The 25756-nt window shown below is 65.0% G+C and carries 25 protein-coding genes; 21 read left to right on the top strand and 4 right to left on the bottom strand.

The window, feature by feature from the left end; all coding sequences use genetic code 11:
- On the bottom strand, positions 1 to 1385 hold a 1385-nt coding region (locus tag DYI24_RS03305), incomplete at its 3' end, for an aminopeptidase P family N-terminal domain-containing protein (RefSeq protein ID WP_164571241.1).
- Between the two features lie 196 nt (positions 1386 to 1581).
- Here DYI24_RS03305 and DYI24_RS03300 point away from each other — a divergent pair.
- On the top strand, positions 1582 to 1776 hold the full coding sequence (locus DYI24_RS03300) for a hypothetical protein (protein WP_107345293.1): 195 nt from the start codon (positions 1582 to 1584) through the stop codon (positions 1774 to 1776).
- 24 nt (positions 1777 to 1800) lie between these two features.
- Here the strand turns inward: DYI24_RS03300 and DYI24_RS03295 are convergent, their stop codons facing one another.
- Positions 1801 to 2691 (bottom strand): 50S ribosomal protein L11 methyltransferase, encoded by an 891-nt coding sequence (locus DYI24_RS03295; protein ID WP_164571240.1) that lies wholly within the window; start codon positions 2689 to 2691, stop codon positions 1801 to 1803.
- A gap of 444 nt (positions 2692 to 3135) precedes the next feature.
- Between DYI24_RS03295 and DYI24_RS03290 the strand changes: the two genes are divergently transcribed.
- Complete coding sequence (locus tag DYI24_RS03290; RefSeq protein ID WP_164571239.1) at positions 3136 to 3438, top strand: hypothetical protein; 303 nt, start codon at positions 3136 to 3138, stop codon at positions 3436 to 3438.
- Positions 3439 to 3505: 67 nt separating this feature from the next.
- On the opposite strand, the gene DYI24_RS03285 is transcribed toward DYI24_RS03290, so the two are convergent.
- Positions 3506 to 5116: a phytoene desaturase family protein gene (locus DYI24_RS03285; RefSeq protein WP_164571238.1), complete on the bottom strand. Its 1611-nt coding sequence runs from the start codon at positions 5114 to 5116 to the stop codon at positions 3506 to 3508.
- A gap of 161 nt (positions 5117 to 5277) precedes the next feature.
- Between DYI24_RS03285 and DYI24_RS03280 the strand changes: the two genes are divergently transcribed.
- Entirely contained in the window at positions 5278 to 7557 is a 2280-nt protein-coding gene (locus DYI24_RS03280) for a spermidine synthase (protein WP_164571237.1), read from the top strand.
- Between the two features lie 434 nt (positions 7558 to 7991).
- On the opposite strand, the gene DYI24_RS03275 is transcribed toward DYI24_RS03280, so the two are convergent.
- Positions 7992 to 8846, bottom strand: coding sequence for a xanthine dehydrogenase (locus DYI24_RS03275; RefSeq protein ID WP_164571236.1), 855 nt, complete (start codon positions 8844 to 8846; stop codon positions 7992 to 7994).
- A gap of 357 nt (positions 8847 to 9203) precedes the next feature.
- Between DYI24_RS03275 and DYI24_RS03270 the strand changes: the two genes are divergently transcribed.
- The 18 genes from DYI24_RS03270 (at position 9204) to nifN (ending at position 25713) form a co-directional block, all read left to right on the top strand.
- A complete protein-coding gene (locus tag DYI24_RS03270; protein WP_349627730.1) occupies positions 9204 to 10001 on the top strand; it encodes an SDR family NAD(P)-dependent oxidoreductase in 798 nt (265 codons plus the stop codon).
- 313 nt (positions 10002 to 10314) lie between these two features.
- The gene (nifA, locus tag DYI24_RS03265) at positions 10315 to 12069 is read left to right on the top strand and encodes a nif-specific transcriptional activator NifA (protein ID WP_107357107.1); all 1755 of its coding nucleotides are present in this window, start codon (positions 10315 to 10317) and stop codon (positions 12067 to 12069) included.
- Positions 12070 to 12345: 276 nt separating this feature from the next.
- Positions 12346 to 12540 (top strand): 4Fe-4S binding protein, encoded by a 195-nt coding sequence (locus DYI24_RS03260; RefSeq protein ID WP_164571234.1) that lies wholly within the window; start codon positions 12346 to 12348, stop codon positions 12538 to 12540.
- Between the two features lie 158 nt (positions 12541 to 12698).
- Complete coding sequence (gene nifB, locus DYI24_RS03255; protein ID WP_164571233.1) at positions 12699 to 14255, top strand: nitrogenase cofactor biosynthesis protein NifB; 1557 nt, start codon at positions 12699 to 12701, stop codon at positions 14253 to 14255.
- A gap of 26 nt (positions 14256 to 14281) precedes the next feature.
- On the top strand, positions 14282 to 14503 hold the full coding sequence (locus DYI24_RS03250) for a 4Fe-4S binding protein (protein WP_107346172.1): 222 nt from the start codon (positions 14282 to 14284) through the stop codon (positions 14501 to 14503).
- Between the two features lie 10 nt (positions 14504 to 14513).
- Positions 14514 to 14870 (top strand): HesB/IscA family protein, encoded by a 357-nt coding sequence (locus tag DYI24_RS03245; RefSeq protein ID WP_107346171.1) that lies wholly within the window; start codon positions 14514 to 14516, stop codon positions 14868 to 14870.
- Positions 14871 to 14873: 3 nt separating this feature from the next.
- The gene (locus tag DYI24_RS03240; RefSeq protein WP_011160159.1) at positions 14874 to 15413 is read left to right on the top strand and encodes a tetratricopeptide repeat protein; all 540 of its coding nucleotides are present in this window, start codon (positions 14874 to 14876) and stop codon (positions 15411 to 15413) included.
- Positions 15403 to 16188, top strand: a complete 786-nt coding sequence (locus DYI24_RS03235; RefSeq protein WP_164571232.1) for a 4Fe4S-binding leucine-rich repeat protein — start codon at positions 15403 to 15405, stop codon at positions 16186 to 16188. Before DYI24_RS03240 ends, DYI24_RS03235 begins: the two co-directional genes overlap by 11 nt.
- Positions 16185 to 16484, top strand: coding sequence for a nitrogen fixation protein NifZ (locus DYI24_RS03230; protein WP_107357101.1), 300 nt, complete (start codon positions 16185 to 16187; stop codon positions 16482 to 16484). The genes DYI24_RS03235 and DYI24_RS03230 overlap by 4 nt, the downstream gene beginning before the upstream one ends.
- Complete coding sequence (locus DYI24_RS03225; protein ID WP_107346167.1) at positions 16484 to 16717, top strand: nitrogen fixation protein NifZ; 234 nt, start codon at positions 16484 to 16486, stop codon at positions 16715 to 16717. The genes DYI24_RS03230 and DYI24_RS03225 overlap by 1 nt, the downstream gene beginning before the upstream one ends.
- Positions 16718 to 16754: 37 nt before the next feature.
- Positions 16755 to 16955 (top strand): putative nitrogen fixation protein NifT, encoded by a 201-nt coding sequence (nifT, locus tag DYI24_RS03220; RefSeq protein ID WP_107357099.1) that lies wholly within the window; start codon positions 16755 to 16757, stop codon positions 16953 to 16955.
- A 2-nt stretch (positions 16956 to 16957) separates the two neighbouring features.
- On the top strand, positions 16958 to 17236 hold the full coding sequence (locus tag DYI24_RS03215; protein WP_164571231.1) for a DUF6129 family protein: 279 nt from the start codon (positions 16958 to 16960) through the stop codon (positions 17234 to 17236).
- 14 nt (positions 17237 to 17250) lie between these two features.
- Positions 17251 to 18153, top strand: coding sequence for an SIR2 family protein (locus DYI24_RS03210; protein WP_164571230.1), 903 nt, complete (start codon positions 17251 to 17253; stop codon positions 18151 to 18153).
- A gap of 608 nt (positions 18154 to 18761) precedes the next feature.
- On the top strand, positions 18762 to 19655 hold the full coding sequence (gene nifH, locus DYI24_RS03205) for a nitrogenase iron protein (protein WP_054161688.1): 894 nt from the start codon (positions 18762 to 18764) through the stop codon (positions 19653 to 19655).
- Between the two features lie 71 nt (positions 19656 to 19726).
- On the top strand, positions 19727 to 21190 hold the full coding sequence (gene nifD / locus DYI24_RS03200) for a nitrogenase molybdenum-iron protein alpha chain (protein WP_107346162.1): 1464 nt from the start codon (positions 19727 to 19729) through the stop codon (positions 21188 to 21190).
- 77 nt (positions 21191 to 21267) lie between these two features.
- Positions 21268 to 22827, top strand: coding sequence for a nitrogenase molybdenum-iron protein subunit beta (gene nifK, locus DYI24_RS03195; protein ID WP_164571229.1), 1560 nt, complete (start codon positions 21268 to 21270; stop codon positions 22825 to 22827).
- A gap of 38 nt (positions 22828 to 22865) precedes the next feature.
- On the top strand, positions 22866 to 24329 hold the full coding sequence (gene nifE / locus DYI24_RS03190) for a nitrogenase iron-molybdenum cofactor biosynthesis protein NifE (protein WP_164571228.1): 1464 nt from the start codon (positions 22866 to 22868) through the stop codon (positions 24327 to 24329).
- Positions 24330 to 24339: 10 nt separating this feature from the next.
- Positions 24340 to 25713, top strand: a complete 1374-nt coding sequence (gene nifN / locus DYI24_RS03185; protein ID WP_164571227.1) for a nitrogenase iron-molybdenum cofactor biosynthesis protein NifN — start codon at positions 24340 to 24342, stop codon at positions 25711 to 25713.
- Positions 25714 to 25756 lie beyond the last annotated feature (43 nt).

Raw genomic sequence — 25756 nt, 5'->3', positions numbered from 1 at the left:
GCGCCGGTGGTGCCGTCGGGAAACACCGCGCGGGCGATCGCGAGGTGACCGCGCAGCACGCGGGTGAAGCGGTCGCGCATCTCCGCGGTCGGTTCGCCGACCGCGATGGTGCGGGTGACGTCGGTCGTGCCGTCCTGATACTGCGCGCCGCTATCGATCAGTAAGAGGTCGCCGGGCTGGATGCGGCGGTTGCTCTTGCGGGTGACGCGATAATGCACGATCGCGCCGTTCGGTCCGGTGCCGGAGATGGTCGGGAACGACACGTCCTTGAGCGCGCCGGTGTCGCGGCGGAAGGTCTCCAGCGCTTCGACCGCATCGATCTCGGTCAGCGTGCCCTTCGGCGCTTCGGCATCGATGAAGGCGAGGAAGCGCGCCAGCGCCACCGCGTCGCGGCGATGCGCGGCGCGGGTGCCGTCGATCTCGGCCTGGTTCTTCACCGCCTTGAGCAGCGCGACCGGATCGGCGCCGCGCAGCGGCTTGCCGCCGGCCTCCTTGATCAGCCGGGTCAGCGCATCGGCCGCGGTGGCGCTGTCGAGCGCGATGGTGGCGCCGGTCTTGGCCAGCTCGCGCAGCATCGGCGCCAGCTCTGCCGGCTCGGCGACCTCGGCGGTCTGTTCGAGATGGTCGCGCACGCTGTTCGACAGCTTGCGGCCGTCGATGAAGATGGTGGGGCGGCCGTCCTTCGGCAGCAGCGCGTAGGACAGCGGCAGCGGCGTGTGCGAGACGTCTGCGCCGCGGATGTTGAAGGTCCAGGCGACCGCGTGGGAATCCGACAGCACCAGCGCATCGGCCTTCAGCCGGGCCAGCTCCTCGTTGATGCGGCCGAGCTTGCTGGCCTCGCTCTCGCCGGCGAATTCCACGCCGTGGACGGTGACCGGCCCGAGCGGCGGCGCGGGACGTTCGCTCCACACCGCGTCGACCGGATTGCCGTCGACCGCGACCAGCTCGGCGCCGGCTTTGGCGCAGGCGGCCTGCATCCGTTCGACTGCCGAAGAAGTGTGCAGCCACGGATCAAATCCGAGGCGATCACCGGCTTTCAGATGCGTCTCCAGCCAGCGCTCCGGCGGCGGTTCGACCAGCGACTCGATGCCCCACGCATTGCCGTCGACCTGCTTGGCGGCCTGCAAGGTGTAGCGGCCGTCGACGAACAACGCGGCCTGATCGATCAGCACATACGCCAGACCCGCCGATCCGGTGAAGCCGGTGAGCCAGGCCAGCCGCTCGTCGGACGGCGGCACATATTCGTTTTGTTGCTGATCGGCGCGGGGAATCGCAAATCCGGTGAGCTTGCGCCGCAGCAGCTCTTCGCGAAACGCCGACAGCCGCGCGGTGAGTGCGACTCCGCTCTCGGGCTCCTCGAAGCTCTGGAAATGCGACTCGAACATAGCGGTCTGCTCCCTCGACACGTTGCGCACGGCTCACGCGATATGCATAAAGTCCAGCTTATGGCACGAGTTATGCTTGATTTATCGAGCCCGCAAGAGACGGGCGAGAGCTCCGCAGTGCCAGCTGCACCACGCTCTGACAACGCGTCCGGGACAATCCCGGGAGTGTCTCAACTCAACGACGAGGTGATACACCATGCCTGCTTTTACGTTTGAGAAGATTTCCCCGCCGGTCCGCCCGGGTGGTACGCCTCCGAACGTCGAGCCCGAGCAGCCGCAGCCGCGTGGTGTGATCGTGCGCATTCTGGACCGCTTCGTCCAGTCGGCGGTCAGGCGCACCGACCCGAACGGCGACGCCCACAGCCGCTTCCCCGACAAGCCCGCGCACTGAGCGTTCGCTCAGCAGCGCTCCCCGTCAGAACGTCTTCACCAGCAGCAGGCTGCTCCAGCCTTCGATCACCAGCTGCCTCAGCAGCACGCAGCCGCGCGCCCGATACGCCGCGATCACGCTCTGCGCCTGCGGCTGCAGCAGCCCCGACAGGATCAACAGGGCGCCCGGCGCCAGGTACTCGCTCATCGGCTGGGCCAGCGCCCGCAGCGGGTTGGCGAGGATGTTCGCCAGCACCAGATCGAACGGCGCATGGGCGGCGAACACCGGCGAGGCGAAACCGGTTGCCCATTCGGCCTGAACCAGATTGCCGACGCCATTGAGCCGCGCATTCTCGCGCGCGACCGCGACCGACTGCTTGTCGATGTCGGTGGCGAGCACGGTGTGGCGCAGTGCCTTGGCGGCGGCGATCGCCAGCACGCCGGTGCCGGTGCCGAGGTCGAGCACGCGCTGCGGCGGGCCGGCGCGCAACACCAGATCGAGCAGGGTCAGGCAGCCGCGGGTGGTGCCATGATGGCCGGTGCCGAACGCGAGCGCCGCTTCGATCTCGATGCCGAGCTTGTTGGCCGGGACGCGGTCGCGGTCGTGGCTGCCATGGACGACGAAGCGGCCAGCCGGGACCGGCACCAGCCCTTCCAGGCTCGCTGCGACCCAATCCTTGGCGGCGACGGTTTCGAGGCTGATCGCCTGCGCGGCCTCGGGGCCGGCGGCCTGCGCCACCAGCTCGCGGATATGGTCGAGGTTCGGCTGCTCGCCGAAATGCAGCGCCACTTCCCAGCTGCGGTCCGGCCGCTCGAACGCTGCGATCGCCATCTCGGCCTCGTCGAAGCACTCGCCGAGCAGGTCGGTGACGCGGCGGGCGGTGGTCTCGTCGCCAAGCACGAAGCTGGCGCGGACAGTGGGGGCGGGATCAGTCATGGCAGGTCCGAAGGTTGGCAGCGAAAGGGCGCGGCTGAAGTGATCTCTCAACAGATCGTCCACCGCTTCTGCGCCGGAAACGCACAGCTTGTCCATGACTTATGCACAGGGTTGAATCCGCAAGATTCACAGTTCTCCACAGCCTTCGCGCAGCTTGTCGACAGATTCGTGCACAGCGTGACGAACGCATTCCAAGCCTCTGCGCGCAGAACAGAAAAAGACTCGGAAGTTCTGTTACGCACACGCTTCCTGGGGAGTTGTCCGCGCCCGCGGACACCGGTCGCGAATAGATGCGCGGAACCAGTTCCGTGCCGGCTGCGTTTCAAGTTTTGGTTGCGAGAGTCCTATTGTCGCCTTGTTCTTTGGCCAATGGGTTCGCGCGCTTGGCCGCAGCTCCAATGACGGCGCCGCCAGCGACGATCCCCGACAACGACATGAGGTTTGATGAGCAAGGCCAACGAAGTTCTGTGCGCGAGCGCCATCCGGCGCGGAAAACTGTCTACGATGGTGGTCGTTTCAGCCTTGCTCGCAACCGTTGGCACGCCCGCGGCTTTCGCCGAGGGGCAGGGCGGCGTGACGCCGGTCGCTTTTCCGGCTGGGCAGACCGCCATTCCGGCGGGCGTCGACTGCGTCACGGTGCGCTACTACGTCAGCGAACATGGCCGGGCCAAGTCGATCGCCTGGGCGCTCAAGAACGGCTACAGCTGGGCGCAGATCGCCGAAGCCAAGCGCTGCCTGCGCGGCTGAAAAACGCCCCCAGCGGCCTGTTCATCTACAAGTTTTCCACAGCTTATCCACAGGCTTATCCCCAGCCTTACCCACGGCTTGCGAACAAGCTGCGGTGGTCGTTGAGGATCGCCGCGGCCGCATTATGGCCGGGGGCGCCGGTGACGCCGCCGCCGGGGTGGGCGCCGCTGCCGCAGTGATAGAGACCCTTCAGCGGGCCGCGATAGTCGGCGTGGCCCAATAGCGGGCGCGCCGAGAACAACTGGTTCAGGCTGAGCGCGCCGTGGAAGATGTCGCCGCCGAGCAGGCCGAACTCGCGTTCGAGGTCGAGCGGCGACAGGATCTGGCGGCCGAGCACGCTGGCGGCAAAGCCAGGAGCGTAGCGGTCGACGGTGGCGATCATCAGGTCGGCGACCTCGTCGCGGTGGTCGTCCCAGGAGGCGCCGTCCGGCAGTTCGGGAGCGACGTGCTGACAGAACAGGCTGGCGGCGTGCTGGCCCTTCGGCGCCAGGCTATCGTCGAGCGTCGACGGGATCAGCATCTCGACCACCGGCTCGCGGCTCCAGCCATGGGCGCGGGCGTCCTGATAGGCGCGGTCCATGTAGGGCAGGCTCGGCGCGATGATGATGCCGGCGGTGAGGTGGTCGCCGTCGCCGGGCAGCGCGGAGAACGACGGCAGCTGCGACAGCGCGACATTCATCCGGAACGTGCCTGAACCGGTCTTCCAGTGCTGCATCCGTCGGCGGACATCGTCGGGCAGGGCATCCTGCGGCAGCAGGCGGGTGTACAGCAGCTTCGGATTGACGTTGGACGCCACAAACCGCGCCCGCACGCTGCGGCCGTCGTCCAGGCTGACGCCGACCACGCGATCCTTCTCGACCAGAACCTCACGCACCCCAGCGGAAGTCTCGATCTCGGCGCCGGCGGCGCGGGCGGCCGCGGCCATCGCCTGGCTGATCGCGCCCATGCCGCCGAGCGCGTGACCCCAGACGCCCTTCTTGCCGTTCACCTCGCCGAACGCGTGATGCAGCATCACATAGGCCGAGCCGGCCGCATACGGACTGGCGTAGTTGCCGACGATGGCGTCGAAGCCGAACAGCGCCTTGACCAAATCATGCTCGAAGCGGGCGTCGAGCATTTCGCCGGCCGAGCAGGTGAACAGATCGAGCAGCAGGCGTTGCTGCTCCATGGTGAGAGCCCGCAGCCGGTTGGCGGTTCCGAGCGCGTTCAGGCTCTCTCGGATCGCCGGCAAGCCGAACTGCGCCACCAGATTGGGCGGGGCCCGCAGCACAAAGTGCCGCAGCACATCGGCGATGATTTCGAGCTCGGCCGCGAACCCGCCGAACGCTGCGGCATCATGCGGGCTGAGCCGCGCCAGCGAGGCGGCGGTGAAGTTGTTGCCGGTGAGCAGATATTGGCCGTCCGGCGCGGGCAGGAAGTTCTGCGCCTTGCGCTCGACGATTCTGAGCCCGTGCTCGTGCAGCTTGAGGTCGGCGATCACTTTCGGATTGAGCAGGCTGACCGTGTAGGCCGCGACCGAGTTGCGGAAGCCGGGATGAAACTCCTGCGTCACCGCGGCGCCGCCGACCACGCTGCGGCGCTCCACCACCTTCACCTTCAATCCCGCGCGCGCCAGATAGGCCGCGCAAGTGAGGCCGTTGTGACCGGCACCGATGATCAGGACGTCGGGATCGGACATCGGAAATTTCCCGGACCGGTTGTGACAAACGCGTTCGCGGCTGGTTTTGCCATTGTTCACAGAGCGACGCTAGGATGCGGCGCGTCACGGGCCTGCCGGAATCCATCGCCATGGCCGACGATGTCCAGCGTCCGCCGCGGCGGACCGCAGCAGGAGACGCCATGACCGAACCGACCCTCGCCGCGAGCCAGGCCAGCCCGGCGCGCAACCGGCAGATACTGATCGTTTATACCACCGCGATCTTCGTCAGCGCGCTGCTGCTGTTTTCGGTGCAGCCGCTGTTCACCAAAATGGTGTTGCCCCGGCTCGGTGGCTCGCCGGCGGTGTGGTCGGTGGCGATGGTGTTCTTCCAGTCGCTGCTGCTGGCCGGCTACGCCTATGCGCACGGGCTGAGCCGGTTTGCCGACCGCCGGGTGCCGGTCGTGGTGCATCTGTTGGTCCTGGTCGGCGCGCTGCTGACGCTGCCGCTGGCGATCGCCGGCGGATGGGGCACGCCGCCCGCGAGCGGCTATGAGCTGTGGCTGCTCGGCCTGTTCGCGGTGTCGATCGGCCTGCCGTTCTTCGCGCTCGCCGCCAACAATCCGCTGCTGCAGGCGTGGTTCGTCCGCACCGGCCATCCCGACGGCCGCGATCCCTACTTCCTCTATGCGGCGTCCAACATCGGCAGCTTCCTGGCGCTATTGTCCTATCCGGTGCTGCTCGAGCCGCTGCTGACGCTGCGGCTGCAGAACCTGATGTGGACCGCCGGCTACGGCGTGCTGATCCTGCTGATCGCCGCCTGCGGCGTGCTGCTGCTGCGCGCGCCGGCCAGCGCTGCGGGCGAATTGACCGCCGACGATCAGGATGTCCCGGCGCCATCATGGCTGACGGTGGGGCGCTGGGTGTTTCTCGCCGCAGTGCCGTCCGGGTTGCTGATCGCCGTTACTGCGCACATCTCGACCGACGTCGCTGCCGCGCCGCTGCTGTGGGTGCTGCCGCTGTCGCTGTATCTGCTCACCTGGGTGCTGGTGTTTCAGTCGCGGCCGCTGCTGCCGCACAAATGGATGCTGGCGCTGCAGCCGATCGCGATCGCGGTGACCGTGGTGTTGCTGGCCTATTCGGCGTCCGAGCACAATCTGCTGCTGACGCTCGGCGGACACCTGGTGTGCTTCTTCATCATCGCGATGGCTTGCCATGGCGAGCTGGCGCGGACCCGGCCGCCGGCGCGATATCTCACCGGCTTCTACGTGGCGCTGTCGTTTGGCGGCATGGTCGGCGGCCTGTTCGCCGGGCTGCTGGCGCCGTACACGTTCTCCTGGATCGCCGAATACCCGATCCTGCTGGCGCTGGCAGTGCTGTGCCGGCCGCAGACGCCGGAATGGCGGCCGCAATGGTCAGCGGCGATCTGGCTGCTGATCGCCGCGCTGGCGGTGGTGCTGATCACCTCCGCGTTCACCACCGGCAAGCTGCACGAATGGTTCGCCACCAACCGCGTGCTGGTGATCGGCGATGTCGTCGGGCTCGGGGTGGTCCTCGCGGTGGCGCTGCGCGCAGCCCCAGCCAAGCTGCTCGCCACCGTCGTGCTCGCCTTGGTGTTGATCCGGCTGTATCCGGCCGACGAGGGGCGGATCGAAACGGTGCGCAGCTTCTTCGGCGTGCACAAGATCCAGGTGACGGCGGACGGCCGCTTCCATGTGCTGTTGCACGGCACCACCATCCACGGCGCCGAACGCGTGCTGAAAGACGACGGCACGCCGGTCACCGGGCGGCCCGAGCCGATCTCGTACTACCACAAGGACGGCGGCATCGGGCAGGCGATCACCGCGCTCCGTGAGCGCAAGGGCGGCCCGATCCGCGTTGCCGTGATCGGGCTCGGCTCCGGCACGCTGACCTGCGCGGCGGCACCGGACGAGCATTGGCGGTTCTTCGAGATCGATCAGTCGATGATCGATACGGCGCGCGATCCGAAATATTTCAGCTTCGTCAGCAAATGCGCGCCCGATCTGCAGCCCGTGGTCGGCGACGCGCGGCTGACCTTCGCGCACGAGCCGGACGGCGCCTACGACCTGATCATCGTCGATGCCTATTCGTCGGACGCGATCCCGATCCATCTCGCCACTCGCGAGGCGATGGCGATTTACAAGGCTAAGCTGGCGCCACAGGGCGCCGTGCTGATGCACGTCTCCAACCGCCATCTCGAACTGGCGAGTGTGGCCGTCGGCATCGCCGATGCCAACGGGCTGAAGAGCTGGGTTGCGTCGCAGGATGCAGGGCGCGACGCCGAATACATCTTCGCCACCTCGGTGGTGATCTCGGCCCGCGAGGCGGCGGATATCGGCTGGCTCGCCGCCAATGACGACTGGACCCTGACTGCGCCGCGCGACGGCGACCGGGTGTGGACCGACGACTACTCCAACGTGCTCGGCGCGGTGTGGCGCCGGCTGCGCGACGGCGAGGATTAGAGCGCTTCTTCGATTGATTGAAGCGAACTTGGCCTTTCCAAGCGCACTAAAAGCCCTCATCCTGAGGAGCCCGGCAAAGCCGGGCGTCTCGAAGGATGAGGAGCCGCAGGGCTTGCGGCACATGGTTCGAGACGGCGCTTCGCGCCTCCTCACCATGAGGTTCTGCAAGCTGCGACCGCTAGGAAGTGCGGTCCTGATTCCGTCGAAATCAGAAATGCTCTAGGAAGCTCGGTCCTGATTCTGTCAAAAGCAGAGATGCTCTTGGCAAGGCCTCCTGGCGAAGAGACGCGCCGCGCCGTCTCGAACCATTGGCCGCGCGACATGCAACCGCTCATCCCGTCGAGACGTCCGGCTCTGCCGGGCTCCTCGGGACGAGGCGTCAGTCAATGTGGGAAAGCCATCTTGGCGATGGCGAGCGGCAGGCCGTCGCTGGCCTAGAACACCGCGATCGGCTGCGCCGCGTAGCTCGGGCGGATTTCGGCCTGCGGCTGCACGGCCCGCAGCACCGCCTTGGCGATGCCCCGGCCGCGATCGTCGATCCCGGTCCACTGCGCATGGCGGCCGCGGGAATCCACCTCGAGCAATTTCACGCCCTGAGGTACGTCCTGGCCGTCGCGCACGACGCCGCGCAGGATGCCGTCGCACGGCGCCCGCACCGGAACGCCGCCGAGGTGACCGATCGGATAGCCGTTGAAGACACGGCTGCCGATCTCGACCGCGGTTCGCCATCGACCGCTGGCCTGAGAATATTGGAACCGCTCGGCTCCGACGCCGCCGAGCGGGCTGGCGACGCCGTCGGCCGCATCGGTCCAGCCGGAGCCGACGATCAGGCCGCTGCGGCCGGGACGGGTTTCGATGGCAACGTCGCAGTTCACCGCGGTCGAGAAGCCGGGCCCGAGGCCGGCGCTGACGCGTGCGAGCCCGCGCAGATCCGGCGTGACCCGGTGCTTCTGCATCCGCGCATCGATCAGCACGTCGACCATGCTGATCGGCAGCAGGTCCGGCAACGCCAGCCAGGTCACCAGCACGTTGTCGGAGCGGCGCAGCGCCTTGAAGATCTGGGTGGCGTGATCGACCCGCTCACCACGCACGCCTTCGACCGTGACTTCGTCGCCGTACAGCGCGTCGTGAAACGCCATCTTGCGGCGGATCACCGGCGGAAACGGATCGTGCGACATCACCACACAGCAGCCGGCGCGGTGCAGATGCACGGCGACGGCGGAGGCGATCTCATTAGTCCCGAGCACGACTGCGAAGCCGCCGGCGCTGAGTTGGAGAGGCTGCGTCATCACCACCACGCTGTGTTCAGTGTCCGAAGCCTGTTTAAGCAAGAGCCGGACCAGACCGAGCGGGCGCTGTTAGTGGTAATGGGTGGCGGGTTTTGATGTCGGAAAGCCAACGTTGTGTCGGGTTGTGCGGCGCGAGCGGTGTCGCTGTGATGACATCGGCTGGCAACTAGGTGTGGTTTGTCGGCCTAAATCGAATGTCGTAGCGGTTGGCCCGGTTCATGCAAGTTCACTTGCAACGAAACCGATGGAGACCGTCCCGTGCACCCTGAACCACTGCACGCAGAGCGGCCCGAACCCGCGCCCTCTTCGCCCCCTGCCGGGCGCCCCGCAGAGATGCCTCCTGGTATGCCGGCCGGAATGCCGTCGGCCACAGGTGGTGCCTGTCCGTTTCACAATGATCAGCGCGAGGCGCGCGTAGGCAAGCAAAAGACGCTGGTCCTGACCGGCGCGTCGCGCGGTATCGGCCATGCTACCGGCAAGCTGTTCTCCGACGCCGGCTGGCGCATCATTACCTGCTCGCGGCAGCCGTTCGCCGACGACCGCTGTCCGTGGGCGACTGGCCTCGAGAACCACGTCGCGGTCGAACTCGCCGACCATCGCGCAGTCCCCCGGGCGATCGACGAGCTGAAAGAGAAGCTCGGCGGCGGCCCATTGAACGCCCTGATCAACAATGCGGCGATCTCCCCCAAAAGCGCCGAAGGCGAGCGGCTGACGTCGCTGAATACGCCGGTCGGGACGTGGATGAGTGTATTCCACGTCAACCTGCTGGCGCCGGTGATGCTGGCGCAGGGGCTGTTCGACGAACTGCGCGCCGGGCAGGGCTCGATCGTCAACGTCACCTCAATCGTCGGCTCGCGCGTGCATCCGTTCGCCGGCAGCGCCTATGCCACCTCGAAAGCGGCGCTGACCTGCCTGACCCGTGAGATGGCGCATGATTACGCGCCCTACGGCATCCGGGTGAACGCGATCGCGCCGGGTGAGATCAAGACCGACATCCTGTCGCCCGAAACCGAGGCGATGCTGGCGCCGACGATTCCGATGCGGCGGATCGGGACGCCGGATGAGGTCGCCAAGGTGATGTTCTTCCTGTGCTCGGATGCAGCCAGCTACGTCACCGGTGAAGAAATTCACATCAATGGCGGTCAGCACGTCTGAGTGTCGGGTTCAGGCGAATAGTTCGCAATTAGTTGCGGTTGACTAGCAATCACACACGGCAGCCTGCTGGCTGCCGCTCTTTTGGTCGGTCAGTTTTGCGCTGCGTCAATGCGGTAACGGCGGCGGACTGGTGCTAGAGTAGTAATCAGTTGATTATCAGCATTTTTAGCAGTGGTAATGAACTAAGCAGAGCTAGCCATAACTTCCGCAGCGATGCAGCCAAGATGAGCACGACATCTGGTTGGAATTCATCCACAATCTCGCAATGCTCCGGATCTGACGGGGGAAGGCTCGGGAGCGATGGAGACGAGCTATGGCTCAGCGCGAAATCCGCCTTGTCGAAAACGAGTACCCGTCGCCGTCGATGACCCATCCTCCGATACCGCTGAGTGATATAGCGCTCACCGGCATTTTCGAGATCTCGAAAATCCTCACCTCACCGGCGCGGCTGGAGATCACGCTCGCCAACGTCGTCAACCTCCTGCAGTCGTTCCTGCAGATGCGCAACGGCGTGGTGTCGCTGCTGGCGGATGACGGCATCCCGGATATTACCGTCGGCGTCGGCTGGAACGAGGGCAGCGACAACCGCTATCGCGCCCGGCTGCCTCAGAAGGCGATCGACCAGATCGTCGCCACCGCGGTGCCGTTGGTCGCCGATAATGTCTCTGCCCATCCGATGTTTACCGCCGCCGATGCGATGGCGCTCGGCGCTACTGACGAGACCCGGGTGTCGTTCATCGGCGTGCCGATCCGGATCGATTCGCGGGTGGTGGGGACGCTGAGCATCGACCGCGTCCGTGACGGCCGTTCGCATTTCCGGATGGACGCGGACGTGCGCTTCCTCACCATGGTGGCCAATCTGATCGGCCAGACCGTGAAGCTGCACCGCGTCGTCACCCGCGACCGCGAGCGGCTGATGGCGGAGAGCCATCGGTTGCAGAAGGAACTGTCCGAGCTGAAGCCGGAGCGCGAGCGCAAGCGGGTCAAGGTCGACGGCATCGTCGGCGAGAGCCCGGCGATCCGCAAACTGCTGGCCAAGGTCAGCATCATCGCCAAGTCGCAGTCGCCCGTGCTGCTGCGCGGCGAGTCCGGCACCGGCAAGGAGCTGATCGCGAAGGCGATTCACGAGCTGTCGGCGCGCGCCAACGGCCCGTTCATCAAGATCAACTGCGCGGCGCTGCCGGAATCGGTGCTGGAGTCCGAGCTGTTCGGGCATGAGAAGGGCGCGTTCACCGGCGCGATCGCCTCGCGCAAGGGGCGGTTCGAGCTCGCCGACAAGGGCACCCTGTTCCTCGACGAGATCGGTGAGATCTCCGCGTCGTTCCAGGCCAAGCTGCTGCGCGTCTTGCAGGAGCAGGAGTTTGAGCGGGTCGGCGGCAACCAGACCATCAAGGTCAATGTCCGTATCGTCGCCGCCACCAACCGCAATCTGGAAGAGGCGGTGGCGCGCAAGGAGTTTCGCGCCGACCTGTACTACCGCATCAACGTGGTGCCGATGATCCTGCCGCCGCTGCGCGATAGGCCCAGCGACATCCCGCTGCTAGCGACCGAATTCCTAAAGAACTTTAACAAGGAGAACGGCCGCGAGCTGGCCTTCGAGTCGCACGCGCTGGATCTGCTGAAGGCCTGCTCGTTCCCCGGCAACGTGCGCGAGCTGGAGAACTGCGTGCGCCGCACCGCCACCCTGGCGATGGGGCCGGAAATCCGCGACAGCGATTTCGCCTGCCACCAGGACGAATGCCTGTCGGCGATCCTGTGGAAGGGCCACGCCGAACCGGCGCCCGAGCGTCCGCGCCCGGAAATTCCGCTCCAGGTCCTGCCACGCAAGGCGCCGGTGGAAATCGTGCATCCGCGCGAGCCGGTCGCATCAGCAGATGATTTTGCGCCGGCGCCGGTCCGTTCGGAGATCCCCTCCGACGAATCGAACATGTCGGAGCGCGAGCGGCTGATCAACGCCATGGAGCGAGCCGGGTGGGTGCAGGCGAAGGCCGCGCGCATTCTCGGCCTCACGCCGCGCCAGATCGGCTACGCGCTGAAGAAGCACAACATCGAGCTCAAGCACTTCTGACGCGCCTGCCGCGCGCCCATCCGCCCAACACGCGCGACGCTCCTCAGCGTCGCGCGTTCGGCTGCCCGTATACACTTCAACGCGGATCTCTGTCGTGTGAGACGGGGCTCAATGACGGGTCAGAGCACCTGTCAGACTTGCGACAAGTGTCGGGGGCCCTACACCGGCGCGGGCCCTCTGAGGCGACAAATAGTTCTTTAAAATCAATCATCACGCATCTGGCACGCGGCTTGAAAGACAACTGGTCAGCAGCACTCTGCGAACCAGGAGCCGACCATGGCCTACAAGATTGTTACCTCCCAGTGCACCGTCTGCGGTGCGTGTGAATTCGAATGCCCGAACGCCGCGATCAGCATGAAGCGCGGCACCTATGTGATCGACGCGACCAAGTGCACCGAGTGCGAAGGTCAGTTCGACAAGCCGCAGTGCGTCTCGGTCTGCCCGGTCGAGAACACCTGCGTGCCGGCCTGACGCGTGATCTTGCAAGACGGCCGACGCCTTGACCGTCGGACGCCGTCTTCAACGGATCGCCGCGCCCGCGGATCGAAATTGATCTTCGCCGGCTCGGTTGCAGCACCATTACCCACCGTCAAGCCGCCTGTCGTGCGGCGATCGAACGAGGCCCGGATATGAGCAAGCTGCTGCAACTGCACGATTTCAGCGCGCTGGGAACGACGTCGTTCGACGAGATGCGCAAGAGCGCAGCGCAATCGGGCTGCAGCAGCAAGGGCGGCGCCGGCAAGACCAGCTGCGGCTCGGCCGCAGGTCCCAGCGATCTGCCGCCGGAGGTTTGGGAGAAGGTGAAGAACCATCCCTGCTACAGCGAGCAGGCGCACCATCATTTCGCCCGCATGCACGTCGCGGTCGCGCCCGCGTGCAACATCCAGTGTAATTACTGCAATCGCAAATACGATTGCGCCAACGAATCCCGCCCCGGCGTGGTCAGCGAAAAGCTGACCCCGGAGCAGGCCGCGCGCAAGGTCGTCGCAGTGGCCTCGACCATCCCGCAGATGACTGTGCTCGGCATCGCCGGCCCGGGCGATGCGCTCGCCAATCCGGCCAAGACCTTCAAGACCTTCGAGTTGGTCACTGAAACCGCACCCGACATCAAGCTGTGCCTGTCGACCAACGGCCTGATGCTGCCCGACTACGTCGAGCAGATCGCCGCCATGAAGGTCGATCACGTCACCATCACCATCAATATGGTCGATCCCGAAGTCGGCGCGAAGATCTATCCGTGGATCTTCTACAATCACCGCCGCTACACCGGCGTCGAGGCTTCGAAGATCCTTAGCGAACGGCAGTTGCTCGGCCTGGAGATGCTGGTCGCGCGCGGCATCCTGGTGAAGGTCAACTCGGTGATGATCCCGGGGATCAACGACGAGCATCTGATCGAGGTCAACAAGGCGGTGAAGTCGCGCGGCGCCTTCCTGCACAACATCATGCCGCTGATCTCCGAAGCTGAGCACGGCACTGCGTTCGGCCTGTCCGGCCAGCGCGGCCCGACCGCGCAGGAGCTCAAGGCGCTGCAGGATGCTTGCGAAGGCGAGATGAACATGATGCGGCACTGCCGGCAGTGCCGTGCCGACGCCGTCGGCCTGCTCGGCGAGGACCGTAGCGCCGAATTCACCACCGAAAAGGTGATGGCGATGGACGTCGAATATGATCTCGCCGCGCGCCAGGCCTACCAGGCCAAGGTCGAGGCCGAGCGCGACGCGATCGCGGTCGCCAAGCAGCGCGAGCTGGACAAGCTTGCCGACGAGACCGCGACCATCAAGATTCAGGTGGCGATCGCCACCAAGGGAGGCGGCGTCATCAACGAGCATTTCGGCCATGCTCACGAATTCCAGATCTACGAAGTGTCGACTGCCGGTGCGAAGTTCGTCGGTCACCGCCGTGTCGATCTGTATTGTGAAGGCGGCTACGCCAGCGAAACCGGCATCGAGCCGATCCTCAAGGCGCTGAACGACTGCACGGCCGTGCTGGTTGCCAAGATCGGCATGTGTCCGAAGGATTCGCTCGCGGGTGCCGGCATCGAGGCGGTCGAGACGTATGCGTTCGAATACATCGAGCAGTCGGTGATCGCGTACTTCAAGGAGTACCTCGAACGCGTCGGCAAGTCGGAGATCCGACACGTCGCGCGCGGCGATGCCACGATCCGCCAGGGCGCCTTCACCGAGGCTTAGGGCGAGCGCAGCGAAGGGGAACGGCCATGGCCTACAAGATCGTCGCCTCGCAATGCACCGGCTGCTCGGCCTGCGAGCCGCAGTGCCCGAATGTGGCGATCTTCGAGAAGGGCGGCACCTTCGCGATCGATCCTTCGAAGTGCTCGGAGTGCATCGGCCACTACGACGAGCCGCAATGTGTCGCGGTGTGCCCGGTCGACGGCACCTGCGTGATCGACAATTCCGTCCCGCGCTACCAGGCAGCATGAGGCGATTCCGATGGACATGAGCTTCACCCCCTCGGCCGAAAAATTCATCCGGCGCATGCTGCGGTTCAGCGGCGGCACCGGCGGCTTCCGCCTGGTGGTCAGCGCCGGCGGCTGCTCCGGCCTGTCAGCGCAGTTCGATATCGCCGGCGCGCCGCACACCGGCGACGCGGTGGTCGATCGCGGCGACTACAAGCTGTTTCTGCCGGAATCGAGCTTGAAGCTGCTCGAAGGCGTGGTGATCGATTTCATGGAGACGCCGACCTCCAGCGGCTTCATGTTCCACGACCCGAAAGGATCGAACTGTCAGTGCGCCAGCGACAGCGGGTCCAAGCCGACCGCCGGTCTGCACCAGTTGCGGGAGCTGTGAGCCATGCCCGACCTGATGCACAGCGAACTGACGATGTCCGGTCCGGAGCAGTCGTTGCTGGCTGGGGCGCTGCTCGGCGCCGGTCTGCCGGCAGATGCACATCGGCATCTCGAGCTGGCGGGGCGTGACTATCAGAGCGAGGCGCTGGCTGAGCAGCACCTGCGCGAAGCTCATCTGCTAGCGCCTGACCATGCCGCAGTGCTGATCGGGCTGTACCGGTTCTATTTCTATAAGGGCCGCCTCGGCGAGGCACTTGAAGTGGCGCAGGCCTGCCTGTGCAAGGCGGCGCGCGACAACGGCCTCGCCTCCGACTGGCGCAAGGTGCGCCGCGGCGATGCCGAGTTCTCCAGCTATTCGGCGGTGCTGCCGCGGTTCTATCTGTTTGCGTTGAAGGCCTACGCCTATTTGCAGATGCGGCTCGGCCAGCTCGACGAAGGTCATGCGGCGGTCGAAAAGCTGCTCGAACTCGATCCGACCGACAAGGTCGGCGCTGCCGTGCTGCTCGATGTGTGGCGGCGGATAGGGCAGGACGATGACGACTGACATCGACGAAGCCCGTGATTGGCAGGGCAATGAGGTTGATTGTGCGTCGTGCCCGCATCACGAGCTGCTGTCCGCCGGGCTGTGCGAATTGAAGAAGGCGTGTGTCCAGGATCGCTATGCGCGGCGGCTGGAGCGGTTCTTCCAGCAGAACCGCGCGCTCGCTGACTCCTATCTCGACCATCCGTATTTCGAGACGCGCGCGGTTGCGGCCGGCTATGCTACGGTGTTCCTGCTGCCGAAGCTGCTGCAGGATCCCGACGAGACGGTGCGGTGGAGCGCGGCACGCCGGCTGCCGAAGCGCTATCTGCTCGGCCTGCGCAGCGACCCGCATCGCGAAGTGCGGATCCGCGTCGCCTCGGTGCTGAGCGACGACGAGCTGCGCCCGATGGCGAGCGACGAGGATTATTATGTCCGCCAGATCGTGGCGCGGCGGGCATCGCCCGGCCTGCTGCCGCTGTTGGTGCTCGATCCCGATCCCGGCGTGCGCCGCGAAGTGGCTCGGCGGATCGGCCCGGAATGGCTGGCCCAGATCGCGATGGATAAGGACGGCGAAGTCCGTCTCGAAGCCGCAAAGCGAATGACGCCCGGCCGGCTGCTGGCGATGCTCGGCGATGCCGATTGGCGGGTTCGCTACGAAGTCGCCAGCCGCGTCGACGCCTACGAACTGGCGCCGCTGCTCGACGATCCCGATCCGCTGGTGCGCGAGCTGGCGCGCAGCCGCAGCGGCTTCACCGAACCTGCACAGCTCAAACCCGCAACGGAGCCCTCGCCATGAACATCGCGCGTGACAGCGACATCGTCGAGCTCGATGGCCCGCCGGAGTTTGAATACGGCCAGAAGGTCCGGGCGCGGCTCAACATCCGCAACGACGGCACCTTTCCCGGCAAGGAGATCGGCGAGGTGCTGGTGAAGAAGGGCGACGAGGGCTACGTCGTCTCGATCGGCACCTTCCTGCAGCAGTTCTACATCTACGGCGTCGACTTCGTGGCGCAGGGCCGCATCGTCGGCATGAAGCGGCGGGAGTTGGTCGCGGTCGAAGCTTTTCAGGCCGAAACGCAGGAGGCAGTGTGATGACGCCGGAGCCGCGATACCAATGGGGCCAGCGCGTCCGCGCCGAGATCGACCTGTTCAATGACGGCAGCTTTCCGGACCAGCCGGAGGACGCGCTGCTGGTGAAGAGCGGCGACGCCGGCGAGATCGTCCGGATCGGCCTGCACACCGAAACCAATCGGCCAGTTTATCTCGTCGAATTCGCCGAACACCGGGTGATCGGCTGTCTCGAAGACGAAATCACCCCACTCTGACCTGTCGCCGCGGCGGCCAAGCAAAGGACCACCCTCGATGAAAGTGATGATCCGGAAGACCGCGACCGGTCACTCCGCCTATGTCGCCAAGAAGGACCTCGAAGAGCCGATCGTCGAGATGGAGAATCCCGCGCTTTGGGGCGGCAAGGTTACGCTTGCCAATGGCTGGCAGCTCGAACTGCCGGTGATGGCGGCGGACACGCCACTGCCGATCACCGTCGAAGCCCGCAAGCTCTGACCATGGCGCTGTCGCCCGACGATCTCGCCCGGCTCGACGCGCTGCTCGGAGGCGACGCGGCCGAGGCCGGTGCGCTGAAGACGGTGCGGCAGGAGCTTTCCGGCCTGTCGCTGACGCAGTGTGACGCGTCCGACATCTATGCGGAGCAGCCGTTCCGCGACTATCCGCGGTTCAGCGTCTATCTGGTCGACGGATCGAACCATTGCTGGACCATCACGACCGACGCGGCGCGCGCGACCGGTCTGGTGGTGGTCCATCACAAGGCCGCAAGAGCGATCTAACAGGGAGCAGGATCATGCCGGTACAAGCACTCGACGACATCGCCGCAGGCTTGTTGCGCGGCGAGGTGATCCCGTATCTCGGCTCTGCCTGCGTGGCGCTCGGCGAGTCGAGCAGCGTGCCGACCTCGCCGGCCGAGCTGGTGGCGCGGCTGACCGCGAAGACCACGGTGCCGCACAAGGTCCGCACCAATCTCACCGGCGCCGCGCAGTACATCGAGAACTTCAAGCACCGCAAAACCCTGACGACGATGATGGCCGAGGCGTTCCGGACCTCGCCGCAGCCGAACGAGCTGCATCGGATGCTGGCGTCGCTGCCCGAGCTGCCGCTGCTGGTCCACGCCTGGTATGACGACCTGCCACAGAAGGCGTTCGCCAATCGCCAGAATTGGGGCATGGCACAGGGCGTCAGCCAGAGCGAACATCACGGCCATTGGGTGAATTACTACAGGCCCGACGGCAGCGAGATTGCCGAGCCCGCACCCGGCATCGTGACCGAAGACGAGATGCCGCTGTATGCGCCGGTCCCAGACGAGGCGCTCGGCTGGACGACGATGCTGTATCAGCCGATCGGCTCGGTCGCGCCGGCCGCCAATTTTCTGGTGTCCGACAGCGACTATGTCGAAGTCCTGACCGAGATCGACATTCAGACGCCGATCCCGCTGACGGTGCAGCAGCTGCGCAAAGACAGGAACTTCCTGTTCCTCGGCTGCCGGTTCGATACCCAGCTCGACCGCGCCTTCGCCCGCCAGATCATGAAGCGCTCCTCTGCCCAGCATTGGGCCGTGTTGCCGGATACGCCCACCCGCAACGAAGAGCGCTTCCTCGAGGAACAGTCCATCACCCGGATTGATTGGCCGCTGACGAAGTTCGTCGCCACGCTCGGCGAACTGCTGCAGAGCCAAGCGCTGACGGCGTAGGCGCTTCCTCGTCTCTTCCCACTCTCAATGAACGTCCTGACCGGGCTTGTCCCGCCTGCGCCGAAGCTGCTTCGGCGCGGCGGCGGCTCGGCCATCTCCGTTCTTGCTCCAGGCCCTGCCGTACCCGTGAATGCCCGGCACAAGGCTGGGCACGACGATACGTGCACTCGCCCTCGTCATGGTGACGAGCTTGGTCCTGCTTCCATACAACGGGCCCTGGATCGCCTCGCTTCCCTCGCGATGACGCAGCGAGCCGTTCTCGAGTTGCGACAGAGTCTCGCTTAGCTCGCCCGGCCGGTATCAGTTTGTTTCGTTTCTAACAGCCGTCCCCTGGGATGTCGTCCGCTCGGCGGCGATGTCGGATTCTAAACATCTACGTACATTCTGCCCGGACATTCTACATCTCCGCGAAAACACACACTTTTTCGTCTCCGGCGAAGCTTGGCACGCTCGTTGCAAAACAGGGATCAGCAAGGCGAGGGATGGTTGGCCGAGCAGTTACTGCAAAGGGCAACGTCCGCATCTGAGCCGTGCGACGGTTTTGAACGGAAGAAGGCTGCGCCTCGGCGCAAATCGATCAAGCGGCATTAGGTCAACGGAGAGAAAACATGGCACTTCGGCAAATCGCATTCTACGGCAAGGGCGGCATCGGCAAGTCGACCACCTCGCAGAACACCCTCGCGGCGCTGGTCGAGATGGGTCAGAAGATCCTGATCGTCGGCTGCGACCCCAAGGCGGACTCCACCCGTCTGATCCTCAACACCAAGATGCAGGACACGGTGCTGAGCCTCGCCGCGGAAGCGGGTTCGGTGGAAGACCTCGAACTCGAAGACGTGATGAAGATCGGCTACAAGGGCATCAAGTGCACCGAAGCCGGTGGCCCGGAGCCGGGCGTCGGCTGCGCCGGCCGCGGCGTTATCACCGCGATCAACTTCCTCGAAGAAAACGGCGCCTATGAAGACGTCGACTACGTCTCCTACGACGTGCTCGGCGACGTGGTGTGCGGCGGCTTCGCGATGCCGATCCGTGAAAACAAGGCGCAGGAAATCTACATCGTCATGTCCGGCGAGATGATGGCGCTGTATGCCGCCAACAACATCTCCAAGGGCATTCTGAAGTACGCCTCGTCGGGCGGCGTCCGCCTCGGCGGCCTGATCTGCAACGAGCGCCAGACCGACCGCGAGCTCGACCTCGCCGAAGCGTTGGCCAAGAAGCTGAACTCGAAGCTGATCCACTTCGTGCCGCGCGACAATATCGTGCAGCACGCCGAGCTGCGCCGCCAGACCGTGATCCAGTACGCGCCCGACAGCCAGCAGGCCAAGGAATATCGCGCCCTGGCCAACAAGGTCCACGCCAACTGCGGCAACGGCACCATCCCGACCCCGATCACCATGGAAGAGCTGGAAGAGATGCTGCTCGACTTCGGCATCATGAAGACCGAGGAGCAGCAGCTCGCCGAGCTCGCCGCCAAGGAAGCCGCCAAGGCGGCCGCGTCCGCCTGATCGCATCAGCCAGGCCGGTCGCCTAGCGCGACCGGCCGCCATCCCGGCGGCCCCAGACACGAGGAACAACGATGAGCACCGCAGTCGCAGAATCCCCCGCGGACATCAAGGAACGTAACAAGAAGCTGATCGGCGAAGTCCTGGAGGCCTATCCGGACAAGTCGGCCAAGCGTCGCGCCAAGCATCTCAACACGTACGACGCCGAGAAGGCGGAGTGCTCGGTCAAGTCCAACATCAAGTCGATCCCGGGCGTGATGACGATCCGCGGTTGCGCCTACGCCGGCTCGAAGGGCGTGGTGTGGGGCCCGATCAAGGACATGGTCCACATCAGCCACGGCCCGGTCGGCTGCGGCCAGTATTCGTGGGGCTCGCGCCGCAACTATTACAAGGGCACCACCGGCGTCGACACTTTCGGCACGATGCAGTTCACCTCCGACTTCCAGGAGAAGGACATCGTTTTCGGCGGTGACAAGAAGCTCGGCAAGATCATCGACGAGATCCAGGAGCTGTTCCCGCTCTCCAAGGGCATCTCGGTGCAGTCGGAGTGCCCGATCGGTCTGATCGGCGACGACATCGAGGCGGTCTCCAAGGCCAAGTCGAAGCAGTATGACGGCAAGCCGATCATCCCGGTGCGTTGCGAAGGCTTCCGCGGCGTGTCGCAGTCGCTCGGCCACCACATCGCCAACGACGTGATCCGTGACTGGGTGTTCGACAAGGCCGCCGAGAAGAATGCCGGCTTCCAGTCGACCCCCTACGACGTCGCGATCATCGGCGACTACAACATCGGCGGCGACGCCTGGGCCTCGCGCATCCTGCTCGAGGAAATGGGTCTCCGCGTGATCGCGCAGTGGTCCGGCGACGGCACCATCGCCGAGCTGGAGAACACCCCGAAGGCGAAGCTGAACATCCTGCACTGCTACCGCTCGATGAATTACATCACGCGGCACATGGAAGAGAAGTTCGGTATTCCGTGGGTTGAATACAACTTCTTCGGCCCGTCCAAGATCGAAGCGAGCTTGCGCGAGATCGCCGCGAAGTTCGACGACAAGATCAAGGAAGGCGCCGAGCGCGTCATCGCCAAGTACAAGCCGAAGATGGATGCGGTGATCGCCAAATATCGCCCCCGCCTCGAAGGCAAGAAGGTGATGCTCTATGTCGGCGGTCTGCGTCCGCGCCACGTCATCGGCGCCTACGAAGATCTCGGCATGGAAGTGGTCGGTACCGGCTACGAGTTCGCCCATAACGACGACTATCAGCGCACCACCCATTACGTGAAGGACGGCACGCTGATCTACGACGACGTCACTGGCTACGAATTCGAGAAGTTCGTCGAGAAGGTGCAGCCCGACCTGGTCGGCTCCGGCGTCAAGGAAAAGTACATCTTCCAGAAGATGGGCGTTCCGTTCCGCCAGATGCATTCCTGGGACTATTCGGGCCCGTATCACGGCTACGACGGGTTCGGCATCTTCGCCCGCGACATGGACATCGCCATCAATGCCCCGGTCTGGAAACTGACCAAGGCACCCTGGAGCTGAGCTGAACCTTCACACCGGGCTTCCGGCGCCAGCCGCCGGAAGCGCCGCGACACCGAATTCTTGGGAAAGACATCACCATGACCGAGACCGCAGAGAAGATCCGCGATCACTTCGACCTCTTCCGTGAGCCCCAGTACGAAGAGTTGATGGAGAACAAGCGGAAGAATTTCGAGAATTATGTTGGCGAAGCCGAGGTCGCGCGCGTCTCGGACTGGACCAAGACCAAGGAATATCAGGACAAGAACTTCGCCCGCGAAGCGCTTGTCATCAACCCGGCCAAGGCCTGCCAGCCGCTCGGCGCGGTGTTCGCGGCGGTCGGCTTCGAAAAGACGCTGCCGTTCGTGCATGGCTCGCAGGGCTGCGTCGCTTACTATCGCAGCCACTTCACCCGGCACTTCAAGGAGCCGACCTCCTGCGTGTCGTCGTCGATGACTGAAGACGCCGCGGTGTTCGGCGGCCTCAACAACATGATCGACGGTCTGGCCAACGCCTATGCGCTGTACAAGCCGAAGATGATCGCGGTCTCGACCACCTGCATGGCGGAAGTCATCGGTGACGACCTCAACGCGTTCATCAAGAATGCCAAGGAGAAGGGCTCGGTCCCGACGGACTTCGACGTCACCTACGCCCACACCCCGGCGTTCGTCGGCAGCCACATCACCGGCTACGACAACCCCATGAAGGGCGTGGTCGAGCACTTCTGGGACGGTAAGTCCGGCACCGCGCCGAAGCTCGAGCGCAAGCCCAACGAGTCGATCAACTTCCTCGGCGGCTTCGACGGCTACACCGTCGGTAACCTCCGCGAAATCAAGCGCCTCTTCGACACGATGGGCGTCGAATACACCATCTTCGGCGACAACAGCGACGTCTGGGACACCCCGGCCGACGGCGAGTTCCGGATGTACGACGGCGGCACCACGCTGGAGCAGGCCGCCAACGCCGTCCACGCCAAGGCGACGATTTCGATGCAGGAGTTCTGCACCGAAAAGACGCTGGCGACGATCGCCGACCACGGCCAGGAGGTCGTGGCGTTCAATCACCCGGTCGGCATCAGCGGCACCGATCGCTTCCTGCAGGCGGTGTCGCGGATCACCGGCAAGGCGATCCCCGAAGCGCTGACCAAGGAGCGCGGCCGGCTGGTCGACGCCATCGCCGACTCGGCCGCCCACATCCACGGCAAGAAGTTCGCCATCTATGGCGATCCGGACCTGTGCTACGGCCTCGCCGAATTCATCCTCGAACTCGGCGGCGAACCGACCCACATCCTCGCCACCAACGGCAACAAGACGTGGGAAGCCAAGGTGCAGGCGCTGCTTGACTCATCGCCGTTCGGCGCTGGCTGCAAGGTCTACGCCGGCAAGGATCTCTGGCACCTGCGCTCGCTGCTGTTCACTGAACCGGTCGACTTCATGATCGGCAACACCTACGGCAAGTATCTCGAGCGCGACACCGGCACGCCGCTGATCCGCATCGGCTTCCCGATCTTCGATCGCCATCACCATCACCGCGCGCCGGTGTGGGGCTATCAGGGTTCGATGAACGTCCTGGTCAAGATCCTCGACAAGATCTTCGACGAAATGGACAAGTCGACCAACGCCGCCGGCAAGACCGACATCAGCTTCGACATCATCCGCTGATGCCGCAGCTTCGGAGAACCTGATTACAGGAGTGCCGCATGAGCCGCCTCGCAGACAAGATTCAAGACGTCTTCAACGAGCCCGGCTGTGCGGCCAATCAGGCCAAGTCCGACAAGCAACGCAAGAAGGGCTGCAGCAAACCGCTGCAGCCGGGAGGCGCAGCCGGTGGCTGCGCCTTCGACGGCGCCAAGATCGCGCTGCAGCCGATCGTCGACGTCGCGCACCTGGTGCACGGCCCGATCGCCTGTGAAGGCTCGTCCTGGGATAACCGCGGCACCAAGTCGTCCGGCTCGAAGCTGTATCGCACCAGCTTCACCACCGACATGGGCGAGAACGACGTCATTTTCGGCGGCGAGAAGCGGCTGTTCCGGTCGATCAAGGAAATCATCGAGAAGTACGATCCGCCCGCAGTCTTCGTGTATCAGACCTGTGTGCCGGCGATGATGGGTGACGATATCGTCGCCGTCTGCAAGGTGGCGGCCGAGAAGTTCGGCAAGCCCTGCGTCCCGATCATCTCGCCCGGCTTTGTCGGGCCGAAGAATCTCGGCAACAAGCTCGCCGGCGAGGCGATGCTGGACTACGTGATCGGCACCCAGGAGCCGGAATTCACGACCCCTTACGACATCAACATCATCGGCGAATACAACGTCGCGGGCGAGCTGTGGCAGGTGAAGCCGCTGCTCGACGAGCTCGGCATCCGTATTCTGTCGTGCCTGTCGGGCGATGCGCGCTATCACGAGGTGGCGCAGTCGCACCGCGCCCGGGCCGCCATGATGGTGTGCTCGACAGCGATGATCAACGTCGCGCGCAAGATGGAAGAGCGCTACGGCATCCCGTACTTCGAAGGCTCGTTCTACGGCATCAGCGACACTTCCGAATCTCTGCGCCAGATCGCCCGTCTGTTGATCCAGCGCGGCGCTGGCGCCGAGCTGATGGACCGTGTCGAAGCGCTGATCGCGCGCGAAGAGGCGAAGGCCTGGGCGGCAATCAAGGCCTACACCCCGCACCTCGAAGGCAAGAAGGTGCTGCTGATCACCGGCGGTGTGAAGTCGTGGTCGGTGGTGGCGGCGCTGCAGGAAGCCGGACTGACGATCGTCGGCACCAGCGTCAAGAAGTCGACCAAGGAAGACAAGCTGCGGCTCAAGGAGATGAGCCCGGACGTCCACCAGATCGACGATCTGCGCCCGCGCGAAATGTACAAGATGCTGAAAGAGGCGCAGGCCGACATCATGCTGTCGGGCGGCCGCTCGCAGTTCGTCGCCTTGAAGGCGCGGATGCCCTGGATGGATATCAACCAGGAGCGGACCTACGCGTATTGCGGCTATGTCGGCATTGTCGAGATGGTTCGGCAGATCGACAAGTCGCTGTCCAATCCGATCTGGGCTCAGGTGCGCAGCGCCCCGCCGTGGGACGAGGTGACCTGGGAAGAGCGCGCCGATGCCGCTAACGCCGCCGACGATCGCCAGCGCGCGATCTTCGGGCGTTCGGCTCGGGTGGCGTAAGGGGGCTGCGATGGCACAGATCGTCACCTCGACCAAGTCTTGCACCGTCAATCCGCTGCGGATGAGCCAGCCGCTCGGCGCCGCGCTTGCCTTCATGGGGCTGCGCAACTGCATGCCGCTGCTGCACGGCTCCCAGGGCTGCACCTCGTTCGGTCTGGTGCTGTTCGTTCGCCACTTCCGCGAGTCGATTCCGCTGCAGACCACGGCGATGAGCGAAGTCGCAACCGTGCTCGGCGGCTTCGAGAACGTCGAGGAGGCGATCGTCAACATCGTCGGCCGCACCAAGCCCGACGTGATCGGGATCTGCACCACCGGCGTCACCGAGATCAAAGGCGATGATCTCGACGGCTACATCAAGATGGTGCGAGCCAATCATCCGGAACTGGCAAACGTCGCGCTGGTGCCGGTGTCGACCCCGGACTTCAAGGGCGCGTTCGAAGACGGTTTCGCCGCTACCGTGACGCGGATCGTCGAGAGCCTGGTCGAGGCGCCGGCTGAGGGCATCGCGCCGGATGCCGACAGGGTCAACGTGTTGGCCGGCAGCCATCTGACGCCGGGCGACATCGATGAGCTGCGCGACATCATCGAAGCGTTCGGCCTGACACCGACCTTCCTGCCGGATATTTCCGGTTCGCTCGACGGCCATCTGCCGGACGACTTCACCCCGACCACGCATGGTGGTGTTTCGGTCGCCGAAGTCGCTGCGATGGGCGGCGCCGCCTATACGCTGGCGTTCGGCGAGCAGATGCGCAAAGCCGCGGTCGCGCTCGAAACCAAGGCCGGCGTGCCGTTCACGCTGCTGGCGCGGGTCACCGGGCTTGCCGCCGCCGATGAGCTGATGGCGACGCTGGCTAAGATCAGTGGCCGCCCGGTGCCGCCGAAATATCGCCGCCAGCGCAGCCAGCTGGTCGACGCCATGCTCGACGGCCACTTCTACTTCGGCGGCAAGAGCGTCGCGATCGGCGCCGAGCCCGACATGCTGCTGAATATCGGCGGCTTCCTCGCCGACATGGGCTGCACCGTCAGTGCTGCGGTCACGACCACGACCTCGCCGATCCTGGCCCAGGTGCCGAGCGACGAGGTGCTGATCGGCGACCTCGAAGATCTCGAACGCCGAGCCGAAGATTGCGACCTCTTGGTCACGCACTCGCACGGTCGCCAGGCCGCCGAGCGACTGGGCGTGCCGCTGTTCCGGATGGGGCTGCCGATGTTCGATCGGCTCGGTGCCGCGCATCAGGTTGTGGTCGGCTATCGCGGTACCCGCGATCTGATCTTCGCGATCGGCAATGTGTTCATCGCCAACATCAAGGAGCCGGACGTGAACAGCTGGCGGAGTGCCTCTGCTCGCCCGGATCAGACCGATGCGCCGGCTACGGCTCATTAGCAACGACGGCAGTCGAGCGGAGCACAGCGCCGATGCACAACTC

Source organism: Rhodopseudomonas sp. BR0C11, assembly GCF_010820945.1.
GTDB classification, from domain to species: Bacteria; Pseudomonadota; Alphaproteobacteria; order Rhizobiales; family Xanthobacteraceae; genus Rhodopseudomonas; species Rhodopseudomonas palustris_H.
Note: the sequence above shows the minus strand (reverse complement) of the source record. Positions and strands in the feature narration are given on the sequence as shown.

Excerpts from the sequence above, each read along its gene's own strand:
- DYI24_RS03270 (WP_349627730.1), top strand. The coding sequence starts at position 9,204 with ATGCCGTCGGCCACAGGTGGTGCCTGTCCGTTTCACAATGATCAGCGC.
- DYI24_RS03295 (WP_164571240.1), bottom strand. The coding sequence starts at position 2,691 with ATGACTGATCCCGCCCCCACTGTCCGCGCCAGCTTCGTGCTTGGCGAC.
- DYI24_RS03290 (WP_164571239.1), top strand. The coding sequence starts at position 3,136 with ATGAGCAAGGCCAACGAAGTTCTGTGCGCGAGCGCCATCCGGCGCGGA.
- DYI24_RS03235 (WP_164571232.1), top strand. The coding sequence starts at position 15,403 with ATGACGACTGACATCGACGAAGCCCGTGATTGGCAGGGCAATGAGGTT.
- nifH (WP_054161688.1), top strand. The coding sequence starts at position 18,762 with ATGGCACTTCGGCAAATCGCATTCTACGGCAAGGGCGGCATCGGCAAG.
- DYI24_RS03240 (WP_011160159.1), top strand. The coding sequence starts at position 14,874 with ATGCCCGACCTGATGCACAGCGAACTGACGATGTCCGGTCCGGAGCAG.
- nifK (WP_164571229.1), top strand. The coding sequence starts at position 21,268 with ATGACCGAGACCGCAGAGAAGATCCGCGATCACTTCGACCTCTTCCGT.
- DYI24_RS03300 (WP_107345293.1), top strand. The coding sequence starts at position 1,582 with ATGCCTGCTTTTACGTTTGAGAAGATTTCCCCGCCGGTCCGCCCGGGT.
- DYI24_RS03280 (WP_164571237.1), top strand. The coding sequence starts at position 5,278 with ATGACCGAACCGACCCTCGCCGCGAGCCAGGCCAGCCCGGCGCGCAAC.
- DYI24_RS03275 (WP_164571236.1), bottom strand. The coding sequence starts at position 8,846 with ATGACGCAGCCTCTCCAACTCAGCGCCGGCGGCTTCGCAGTCGTGCTC.
- DYI24_RS03245 (WP_107346171.1), top strand. The coding sequence starts at position 14,514 with ATGGACATGAGCTTCACCCCCTCGGCCGAAAAATTCATCCGGCGCATG.
- DYI24_RS03250 (WP_107346172.1), top strand. The coding sequence starts at position 14,282 with ATGGCCTACAAGATCGTCGCCTCGCAATGCACCGGCTGCTCGGCCTGC.
- DYI24_RS03285 (WP_164571238.1), bottom strand. The coding sequence starts at position 5,116 with ATGTCCGATCCCGACGTCCTGATCATCGGTGCCGGTCACAACGGCCTC.
- nifB (WP_164571233.1), top strand. The coding sequence starts at position 12,699 with ATGAGCAAGCTGCTGCAACTGCACGATTTCAGCGCGCTGGGAACGACG.
- nifN (WP_164571227.1), top strand. The coding sequence starts at position 24,340 with ATGGCACAGATCGTCACCTCGACCAAGTCTTGCACCGTCAATCCGCTG.
- DYI24_RS03225 (WP_107346167.1), top strand. The coding sequence starts at position 16,484 with ATGACGCCGGAGCCGCGATACCAATGGGGCCAGCGCGTCCGCGCCGAG.
- DYI24_RS03230 (WP_107357101.1), top strand. The coding sequence starts at position 16,185 with ATGAACATCGCGCGTGACAGCGACATCGTCGAGCTCGATGGCCCGCCG.
- nifA (WP_107357107.1), top strand. The coding sequence starts at position 10,315 with ATGGCTCAGCGCGAAATCCGCCTTGTCGAAAACGAGTACCCGTCGCCG.
- nifD (WP_107346162.1), top strand. The coding sequence starts at position 19,727 with ATGAGCACCGCAGTCGCAGAATCCCCCGCGGACATCAAGGAACGTAAC.
- DYI24_RS03215 (WP_164571231.1), top strand. The coding sequence starts at position 16,958 with ATGGCGCTGTCGCCCGACGATCTCGCCCGGCTCGACGCGCTGCTCGGA.
- DYI24_RS03260 (WP_164571234.1), top strand. The coding sequence starts at position 12,346 with ATGGCCTACAAGATTGTTACCTCCCAGTGCACCGTCTGCGGTGCGTGT.
- DYI24_RS03210 (WP_164571230.1), top strand. The coding sequence starts at position 17,251 with ATGCCGGTACAAGCACTCGACGACATCGCCGCAGGCTTGTTGCGCGGC.
- nifE (WP_164571228.1), top strand. The coding sequence starts at position 22,866 with ATGAGCCGCCTCGCAGACAAGATTCAAGACGTCTTCAACGAGCCCGGC.
- nifT (WP_107357099.1), top strand. The coding sequence starts at position 16,755 with ATGAAAGTGATGATCCGGAAGACCGCGACCGGTCACTCCGCCTATGTC.